The following is a 9,302-nucleotide window of genomic DNA, read 5'->3' as shown; positions in this document are numbered from 1 at the left end:
CGTAATTTCGAGTTAGCACTCAAATTTTCCCGACTTATGTCACACTCTCTTTTTTACTCTGTATAAACGGGTTCCATAAGTCAAAATTCTCCGTCTAACTTCGAATTACTCATCGCAAAGTACTCGCTATGTTCGTAATTTCGAGTTAGCACTCAAATTTTCCCGACTTATGTCACACTCTCTAGTTTTTATAATATCCGTATTAATGTCTGTTTCAAAAAGCACACTTGCTAAGCTATTTAAGGCTTGAAACGCAATCCTTTCGGAAAGAAATTTTTGAGGGTTCCATTGACAAGTTTTCCAAAACTAAAGCTCTTGCCTTCACAGGTCAATAAGTACCAACCATTCTCCTGCTTATCCTGCAAAAGAGTTAGTGTATTTCCAGCAACAAATTTTTTCCATTCTTCTACAGAAATCGCAATTTTCCTTAAACAAATACTCGGCGGAAGATACAAAACTAACGAATAAGCAGGTTCAAACCGTTTTTTCTTAAATGTCCCTAATTGCAGCCCCGGCCGTATAAATTTCAAAGTCGAAATATCCGGCCACTCTTCCGGGTACCAATATAGTTTATTGCCCAAGCAACGCAGTCCTTGAATCAAAAAGACCTCTTCTTTAAACATCTGCCCCGCAAAAGTTGTCCATAGTTCCTGTTCTTCTGCATTCAAGTGCCGAAATAATTCCGGTTGTTTTCCCTTGCCACGTCGTTTCTTATTTTTTTTGCCACTTTGTTTCTGGATTGTTGGTGCCGGTCTTTGATCTTTGAGTTTTGCAATAAAGTGACCTTCACCTTGGAAATGATGAGGAAACAATCTGATTGTATTCTCTAAACTGCGGTTTCCGTCGGCTAGCTCAGGTCTTCCAGCATCCATTCCCTTCCATTTTTTGATTGGCAAACAGCTCAATTCAGGATATTCCGTCAGTAACCACGCAACAATTTGCTCATCTTCTTCTGGTGCAAACGTACAGGTCGAATAAATAAGCTGTCCTCCCGGTTTGAGCATCTTTAAAGCTTCTCGTAAAATCTCTTTTTGACGTGCAGCACATTGCGCTGGATAGTCTTTGTGCCAATACTTAATTGCGGTTGGGTCCTTGCGGAACATTCCTTCACCAGAACAAGGAGCATCGACTAGAATCTTATCAAAATAACCCGGAAAAGTATGGGCCAAGGTTGCTGGGTCTTCATTAAGAATTAAAACATTCGCCGCCCCGATACGCTCTAAATTCTGAGCTAAGATCGTTGCTCGTTTATGATTAATTTCATTTGAAACAAGCAAACCCGCGCCATTTAATTTAGCAGCAATTTGTGTCGACTTACCACCCGGTGCAGCACAAAGATCTAAAACGACTTCTCCAGGAGAAACATCTGCCACTTCACCCACATACATCGCGCTGGGTTCTTGACTATAGACATAGCCGGTTTGATGCTCTAATGAATGGCCACTAACAGCCCCGTAAAACCCAGTTGCCACATATGGAACCGGCTCTGCTAATGAATATGCTACTTTTTTTTCGTCTTCTTTGAGTGGATTTAAGCGAAAGCCTTTAAGCGGCTGCTGGCTCAAACTCGCAAAAAACGCTGGTGCCTCCTGACCCAGGATCTCCTGATATTTTGTGACAAACTCTGCAGGTAATTGCAATTCTCAAAACTCCTATTTCAAATCCTTTATTTTTTTACTAATCAATCTAATGAATATCAAGTTATTAACCAAATAAAATGCAATATCATAACTCAATAATCCAACGTAACTATCCAACTCAAAAAATAGCATTCCCGCAAGTCCGCCAAAAAGAACGCCTAACCCACTAAAGAGTGCAAAGAACTCCCATTCAATATAAACCAAGCGCCGTTGATCATCATTTGCCAAAAGTAATTCTCGATACCTTCGATTGCCTAAGAGTGCCCAGAGAAATGGGATAGCCAGTAGACCTATGCCTACAAAAATCAATCCGATTAATTCCTTCCAATGAGAAACAATCCACGAATCCTGCTCAATCAAAAGATGCTGCCGATTTGCATGTGAAACTTGGGCAGCTCCAAGTACACTAGTTAACTTTTTCTTAGAAAGTGGAGTCTTGCCATCAATCACAATCCGATAGTTATTCGCCACCATCTTTGAACGCATTTCAATACTTGGAGAAATGAAGAGCTGATTATCTAATTCAGTGTGATAACTGTCCCCCATCACACCGACTACAGGCAGATAATTCCCTTGAAATTTAAGATAACTTTGGTCTTTGGGAAGGTAGAGCTTTTTTTTGTAATTTTTCCCCACAACTGCAACTGCCACAGCTGAATTAAAATCATCGTCGTCAAAGAAGTTGCCCGTCAGCATTGGTGGTACTGGAAAATTTTTGATGCCATAAAAATAAGTTACCCGTTTATTTTTTTTATCCTGAAAATGAACCTGTACATTTGAGAGGCTTTCATCGCTGTTCAGCCGATCTGTAAATTCTTGCATCGTCATCTTTGTTTTTAACACAACCCGATAAGCATCAGGGGTTAAGTTATGATTATTCAATTGAATCATTAATGTGCGCTGTTGCAGCTTTACAAATAAAAAAACACTGCAAAAAACAAAGACTGCTGAATAAAAAAGCAGCCACATTCTTCTTTTTAACAAACCAATTTCACCTTGCCCTTAATGGATGCCTAAAGCCATTTTGGCATAACGGCTCATCCGCGCAATCGTCCAAGCTGGCTCCCACACAAATTTAACGTCGATACTCTCAATCTCTGGCACTGGTTGCAATGCATTATCGACCATGTCTGCCAAAAGATCGGTGAGCGGACAGCCCATTGTAGTCAAGGTCATCTGAATCACACAAGCTCCATCTTGATCTAAGTCAATCTGATAGATTAAACCTAGATTGACGATGTCTACCCCTAGCTCTGGATCAATTACATCTTCTAGTTTTTCAATAATTTCCTCTTTAACTGTCTTTAGATCTCTTTTTTCATCCATCAGATGTCCCCTCTTTCTTACAGGGCAGCAAAATACTCAGCGAATTTGTCTGCCATTTCTACTGTCGTTGGGTAAGAAACTTTATGTTTTGCCCCACGAGTTGTCGTAAATGTAACCTTCTGTGCATAAGAATGATCACTAATTCTATCATAAAATTCCTTAGTAGGAAGATACGGAACCATTTCGTCAGCAGTTCCGTGCCAAAAATGAACCGGACGCCCGGCAATCTTCTGTGGATTGGCTGAAAGATCAATGATTTTAAGCTGCTCTAATTGTTGTTCCACATAATCAGGATCAGCATCTTGAGCCCCAGGTATTCTGCGTAACAGATCGCGTGCAAAATCTACAGGTCTTGGTGAACCCATCAGACAAACTGCGGCACTAATCTGTGGATACACGCATAGAAGGGCACATGTCGTGATTCCGCCCATTGAGAGACCACTTACCCCAATCTGTCCCTCTTTGATTCCAAACTGCTGCTGATACTCGGATACCAATTTGGGAAATTCTCTTACGGAGTTTGCAATGATTTCCCAGAATTCCAGTTGATGACTTTCTGCAGGTCCGTTTACTTGCCTTTGCCCATGATATAAAGCATCCGGTAAAACTACACGGAAGCCCCGTCTAGCTAACTCGTATCCTTGAGTCAGTACTCGTTCCTTACATCCGGTCCAACCATGGTAGAAAAAAACGAGTGGAAGCGCTGAATCGCTTTTTTCATTTTGAACTAACTCCAGCACCGGAATCCCCTTAATCTTCCTTGATACAATCGTAATCATTATCGCTACCGCCTCCATCCAATTTAATTAAATTATACAACGACACTAAACTTAAACTCTAGTAAAATCATTGTTTTTATGTTAAATTTAGTTTTACGAGTCTGTGTAATATAGAGGTGAAATAATTTGGAACAAAAGTTAATTGCACTTGATCTGGACGGAACGACACTGAATGAACATTCTCAGATCAGCGCACGTACAAAGCAAATTCTGCAAAAAGCTAGTCGCAACGGTCACATTGTTTCGATTGTCACAGGGCGGCCTTATCGTATTTCAAGAGATATTTACGACTCACTGGGAATTAAAACACCCATGATTAATTTTAATGGCGGATTAGGTCATATCCCTCATCAAACATGGAACCGGGAATATCAGGATACCTTTGCCCGTGAAATCGCGCTCGATCTCCTTGCTCACAAAGAAAAATTAGGCATTAAAATGATGGCTGCTGAGGCCAAAAATATGTTGCTGGCAAATACAGCCGACCCTGGTTCTGCCGACAACTTTTTCCCGAGCATCTTAGCCAGCACTGAGGTCTTGAATGCCAAAAACTTAAAGACTGATCCGGCTTCCGTAACAATGCTGGTAGAACAGACAGCCAAGGAAAAGATCATTGCACAACTAGAACAACTTTATGGCACTGACCTTGAAATTGGCGTTTGGGGTGGACCAAACCCTATTCTTGAACTTGAGCCTAAAGGAGTCACTAAAGAAAAGGGTCTCAGATACTTAGCACAGCATTTCAATATCAGTCGCAAAAACATTATTGCTTTCGGTGATGAACACAATGATGCAGAAATGATTGACTATGCTGGTTGGGGAGTTGTAATGCGCAATGGTACCGACCAGCTTAAGCAGATTGCAAACGATGTAACCCCGCTTGATAATACACAGGATGGTCTTGCAAATTATCTTGAGGAATACTTGCAGCTTGCTGAATAGCAATTCATACGAGGTCTGCTTTTGCAACCAGCTTAAAAATATCTGACTTTAAATTGTAAGTAAAGCAGCAAGCAATAATATTAGGTACGTTTTGGACTACATAATCCGAAGTCAGGCAAAAAATTCGGCTTATGAAACATATTTATTCAAAATAATTAGTGGGCTTGATCAAAATTTAATTTTTGACCCAGCCTTTTTTTTAGAACATGATTATGGGCACGGCATTCCCTAAGTTAAATAATCCCAAGTTAGTAAAATTGAAGCTTAAAACCAAGATTTCTTAATTCTCTGACACTAACATACTACTGGACCTCATTTGAGCCCGCATTTGATTGCAAAACTTGTACTTAAATTTGATCGTCATAAATTCAAAATATTCACCAATAGCTCTTCCTATAATCAAAAAACAGCTTTAAAAGCAGCTAGGCGACATGTCGTCAATCAAAGACCAACTCCATATCGCCTAGAAAATCATATACATATTTATTAACGCCAATTGACTGCTTTACTTGGCAGCAATTTTTAAAGTTTAAACTTCAAGATCACAATTTAATAGATCCGCATAAGTCTCACGCCTGATTACCAGCTGATCCTGCCCGTCTTCACAAAAAACAACGGCAGGTCGTGGATTTCGATTGTAATTGCTGGCCATTGTGTAACCATATGCGCCAGTTGATAAGACTGCCAAAATATCACTGGGATGTGTAATTGGCAACAGAGCATCACGTACTAGAATATCACCTGATTCGCAGTACTTACCTACAACCGTCACAATTTGTTCTTTTAAAGCTCTTGGTTTATTGGCAACAACTGCTTCATACTTAGCTTGATAAAGTGCCGGTCTGATATTATCTCCCATCCCACCATCAACAGAGACGAAGTGACACACACCCTCAACATCCTTACGTGAACCGACAGTATAGAGCGTAACTGCAGCTTCACCAGCCAGTGCACGTCCAGGTTCTATCCAAATTTCTGGAAATTTAAGTTTCGCAGCTGTAATCTGCTCCTTAACCGCGGTAATAATCTGACTGACGAACTCATTTGCAGGCAACGGTTCGTCTGCGTCGGTATACCGCGTTCCAAATCCACCACCAAGATTGAGCAGCTCTGCAGTAAAATCATATTTTTCATGCCAGTCTTTTAGCAGGCTGACCATCTTTTGGACTGCCATCAAAAATCCCTTAGCAGCAAAGATCTGTGAACCAATATGACAATGTACACCTCTAACATTCATGCGCGGCTCAGCCAGCATCGCCTTTAAAGCCTTCTCTGCTTGCCCACTTCGAACATCGAAACCAAACTTCGAGTTTTCTTGGCCAGTTGAAATATATTTGTGTGTTTCGGCTTCAATTCCAGGTGCAACCCTTAGCACAACAGCGGCTGTTGCGTCTTTTTCTGCTAAAATCTGCTTTAAAAAAGCAATTTCTTGAAAATTATCAACTACAATGCAGCCGATTTTGGCAGCAACCGCCATCTCAAGTTCTGCCGGCAGCTTATTATTGCCATGAAATTCGATTTTTTCAGGAGGCATGCCTCCCTTTAACGCCGCGTATAATTCACCGCCAGAGACCACATCGCAGCCAAGACCTTCTTTTGAAATCAGCTGATACATTGCAAGTGCAGAGAAAGCTTTGCTGGCATAAGTAACTCGGTAAGGAACTTTTGCAGCAATGAAAGCTTGTTTAAAGCGTCTGATCTGGGCCTTTATTTGCGCAACATCATATGCGATCAGCGGTGTACCGTATTTGGCAGCCAATTTAAGAGAATCAACTCCTCCGACAGCCAAATGACCAGCTTCATTGATTTCAATTGCTTCCGATAACTTTGTCAACTAAAACATCCTCTCTAAAATAAAATAAAAAAGCCAGGTTTTCCTCCCAGCCTAAATTGCAAAAACTAGTGTTTGTTACATTTAAACACCCCAACACCATGCTAATAAACACTTAGCTAAAACAGCTAACGTTGTCATGCCTGTAGTTACAGTCTTCAATGCTTTTGCCGGTATAGTAGGAGTGCACCCAGGTGACGCCTCTAAACACGACACCTCAAATCTTCCTAAAAAATAAAAAGATATTAACTATATTAAAGCAGAAATAATATTAGAAAGCAATTAAATTCGGTAAAAACTCCCACTGCGATCCCCCTGAATAACTATCATCGGTCACTTACTTTAGCTTTAATTTGTTCCTGCTGCGTCGAGTCAGCAAAATTACCAGCAATATCTGCAGTATTAACGAAATTAATAAATGCAGTTGGATCTTCTTGGCTTACGAGTTGTTTAAACCGGTATAGTTCATAACGCGTCAAGACAGTCATCAAAGTTTGGCTTTCTTTCCCAGAATAAGCCCCCTTTGAAGGCAGTACTGTCACTCCCCGTACAAGTGTGTGCTGAATAACAGGCAAAATTGCAGCTGCCTTGGCAGTTACCACAAAGGCAGTTATCTTTTGATGGGATGTGTGAATACTATCGACTACGCGAGTCAGTGCATAATTGGAAATTATGGTGTAGAGTGCACTTTGCCAGCTAAAATAAAAGCCCGCTGTTAAAATAATGATCATATTCGTAGCTAACATTAAAAAACCGACTGAACGTCCAGTAGTTTTATTGAGAAAGACGGCAACAATATCCATTCCACCAGTTGAAAATCCATATTTTAAGGAATAGCCAACTCCCACACCTGTGATAACTCCCCCAAAAAGAGCATTCATTAACGGATCCGCGGTTAAACGCTGCACTGGCAGCAGGATTGTCAAGATCGTTGTTGAAAGAACTGTCAAAATACTATAAAAGGTAAAACTCTTCCCAATTTTCAAGAAACCTAACAGCGCTACCGGCACATTCAGCAAAAAGATAAAGTAGCCAGTATCAACCTTAATACCAATTGTTTTTTTCAAAATTGCGGAAACTAATTGTGCAATTCCATTCAACCCTGCGCCAAAAATATTTCCTGGCAACAGAAAAAAATTTAACCCCAACGCCAATGCCGCTCCTGCAAAAATTACAATTATGAATCTTCTCAAACCATTCGAATATTGAATGTTCACTTCTTTGCCCCACTTCAAAGTAAATTAAACCAGAAAACTCCATCTAGTTTTCCGATTGTTTTTTATGCTAGAATTATTTTAACGAAATAAGCTGCAAAAGAAAAGAGGTATCTCGCTTGGTATATAATAAACAGAAACTTTCGGCCTGCACCAGCATTCTAGTTGGAAAAAATGCAACTGTCGATGGCTCAATTATGATTGCTCGCAATGAAGACTATCGAGCAGCTTGGCCAAAACACTTTGTTGTGCGCCCGCGAAAAGAATTTTCCACCCCACAGAGCTTTGTTTCGCCCGACAATGGCTTCAGTTTAAAGCTCCCTCGAGTTCGCGGTAAGTATACTGCTATTCCCGAATGGACTGATAAATATGGTTTCTTTGAGGAGGCCGGCATTAATGAGTACGGTGTTGCAATGAGCGCTACCGAAAGTGCATATGCGAACGAACGTGTTTTGGGGGCAGATCCGCTAGTTGAAAAGGGAATTGGAGAAGAAGCCATGATTACTGTTGTCTTGCCTTACGTAAAGAGTGCAAGACAAGGTGTTCGCCGTCTCGGAAAAATTGTTGAAGAACACGGAGCCAGTGAAGCAAATGGAGTCCTTTTTGCTGACAAACAGGAAGCCTGGTACCTGGAAATTGCTACTGGACATTACTGGGCGGCACAGCGCATTCCAGATGACTGTTATGCAGTTGTCGCAAATCAGCTCTCTTTACAGGAGATTGACTTTAATGCACCTGAGGATTTTATGACTGCCACCAATTTAGAACAGTTTGTAATTGAAAATAAGTTAAACGCGACCCCGCACTCCTTCAACTTTCGTGAGATTTTTGGAACCCAAGGGCCAAATGATGAAGTCTATAACACTCCACGTGTATGGTATGGACAAAAAATGTTTAATCCTGAAATCAAACAACTACCTCAAAGTGAGAAGCTCCCTTTTATTCAAAAACCTGCAAAGCTGTTACACCGAGAAGACGTTGAAGACTTATTAGGCTCACACTTCCAAGGAACTGCATATGATCCTCTTGGTAAAAACAACCAGGAAAAAAATCATTTTCGCCCTATCAGCCTTGCAAAAACACAGGAATCACACATTTTGCAACTCCGTCCTTGGTTGCCTCCTGAAATCAGTGGTCTACACTGGCTTGCTTTAGGGGTAACCGCGCAAAGTGTTTTTGTGCCATTCTATGCTTCACTAACTGAAACACCTACCGATTATCAACGCGGGACTGCGACTTTCAGTTGGGATTCAGCCTATTGGCGTTATAAACTTTTAGGAGTGCTTGTTGACCCTCATTACCCGCTTTTCGGAGAAAAACTAGCAACATTACAAAAAAATTTGCGGGTTGAACTCAACCACCGTGTCCGCGAAAGCGATCACTATGCATTGCAAATGAATGCGGACGCTGGGCGGCTTGCTTACCTAACCAAAATAAGTCATGAAAACGCCGCACTAGCACGCAACCAAGTTAATCAGCTGATTGCAGAATTGATTACTGCAGCCACTGATCTTTCACCTTTGAATTTCACAACTGACGAAAACCTCTAAATTAGCTAAAGAGAGTGTGC

Annotated in this window: 8 protein-coding genes; 2 read left to right on the top strand and 6 right to left on the bottom strand. The window is 41.0% G+C overall.

The genetic code is table 11. From position 1 onward, the window contains the following. Positions 1-239 precede the first annotated feature (239 nt). From FD50_RS07075 to FD50_RS07060, 4 genes are read right to left on the bottom strand one after another with little or no spacing between them, the layout of a single operon-like run. Positions 240-1,640, bottom strand: a complete 1,401-nt coding sequence (locus FD50_RS07075) for an RsmB/NOP family class I SAM-dependent RNA methyltransferase (protein WP_056960949.1) — start codon at positions 1,638-1,640, stop codon at positions 240-242. A 12-nt stretch (positions 1,641-1,652) separates the two neighbouring features. Further along, entirely contained in the window at positions 1,653-2,624 is a 972-nt protein-coding gene (locus FD50_RS07070) for an ABC transporter permease (protein ID WP_056960948.1), read from the bottom strand. Positions 2,625-2,642: 18 nt separating this feature from the next. Next, the gene (locus tag FD50_RS07065; protein ID WP_056960947.1) at positions 2,643-2,966 is read right to left on the bottom strand and encodes a metal-sulfur cluster assembly factor; all 324 of its coding nucleotides are present in this window, start codon (positions 2,964-2,966) and stop codon (positions 2,643-2,645) included. Positions 2,967-2,983: 17 nt separating this feature from the next. Beyond that, positions 2,984-3,745: an alpha/beta fold hydrolase gene (locus FD50_RS07060; protein WP_056960946.1), complete on the bottom strand. Its 762-nt coding sequence runs from the start codon at positions 3,743-3,745 to the stop codon at positions 2,984-2,986. A 126-nt stretch (positions 3,746-3,871) separates the two neighbouring features. Between FD50_RS07060 and FD50_RS07055 the strand changes: the two genes are divergently transcribed. Next, positions 3,872-4,687, top strand: coding sequence for a Cof-type HAD-IIB family hydrolase (locus tag FD50_RS07055; RefSeq protein ID WP_056960945.1), 816 nt, complete (start codon positions 3,872-3,874; stop codon positions 4,685-4,687). Between the two features lie 529 nt (positions 4,688-5,216). On the opposite strand, the gene lysA is transcribed toward FD50_RS07055, so the two are convergent. Further along, on the bottom strand, positions 5,217-6,521 hold the full coding sequence (lysA, locus tag FD50_RS07050; protein ID WP_054757382.1) for a diaminopimelate decarboxylase: 1,305 nt from the start codon (positions 6,519-6,521) through the stop codon (positions 5,217-5,219). A gap of 323 nt (positions 6,522-6,844) precedes the next feature. Next, positions 6,845-7,729, bottom strand: coding sequence for a YitT family protein (locus FD50_RS07045; RefSeq protein ID WP_056960991.1), 885 nt, complete (start codon positions 7,727-7,729; stop codon positions 6,845-6,847). A gap of 122 nt (positions 7,730-7,851) precedes the next feature. Between FD50_RS07045 and FD50_RS07040 the strand changes: the two genes are divergently transcribed. After that, positions 7,852-9,282: a C69 family dipeptidase gene (locus FD50_RS07040; RefSeq protein ID WP_056960944.1), complete on the top strand. Its 1,431-nt coding sequence runs from the start codon at positions 7,852-7,854 to the stop codon at positions 9,280-9,282. Positions 9,283-9,302 lie beyond the last annotated feature (20 nt).

Origin of the sequence: Liquorilactobacillus satsumensis DSM 16230 = JCM 12392 (assembly GCF_001435195.1) — a bacterium.
In the GTDB taxonomy this organism is placed as follows: domain Bacteria; phylum Bacillota; class Bacilli; order Lactobacillales; family Lactobacillaceae; genus Liquorilactobacillus; species Liquorilactobacillus satsumensis.
This window is presented reverse-complemented; position numbering and strand designations above follow the sequence as displayed.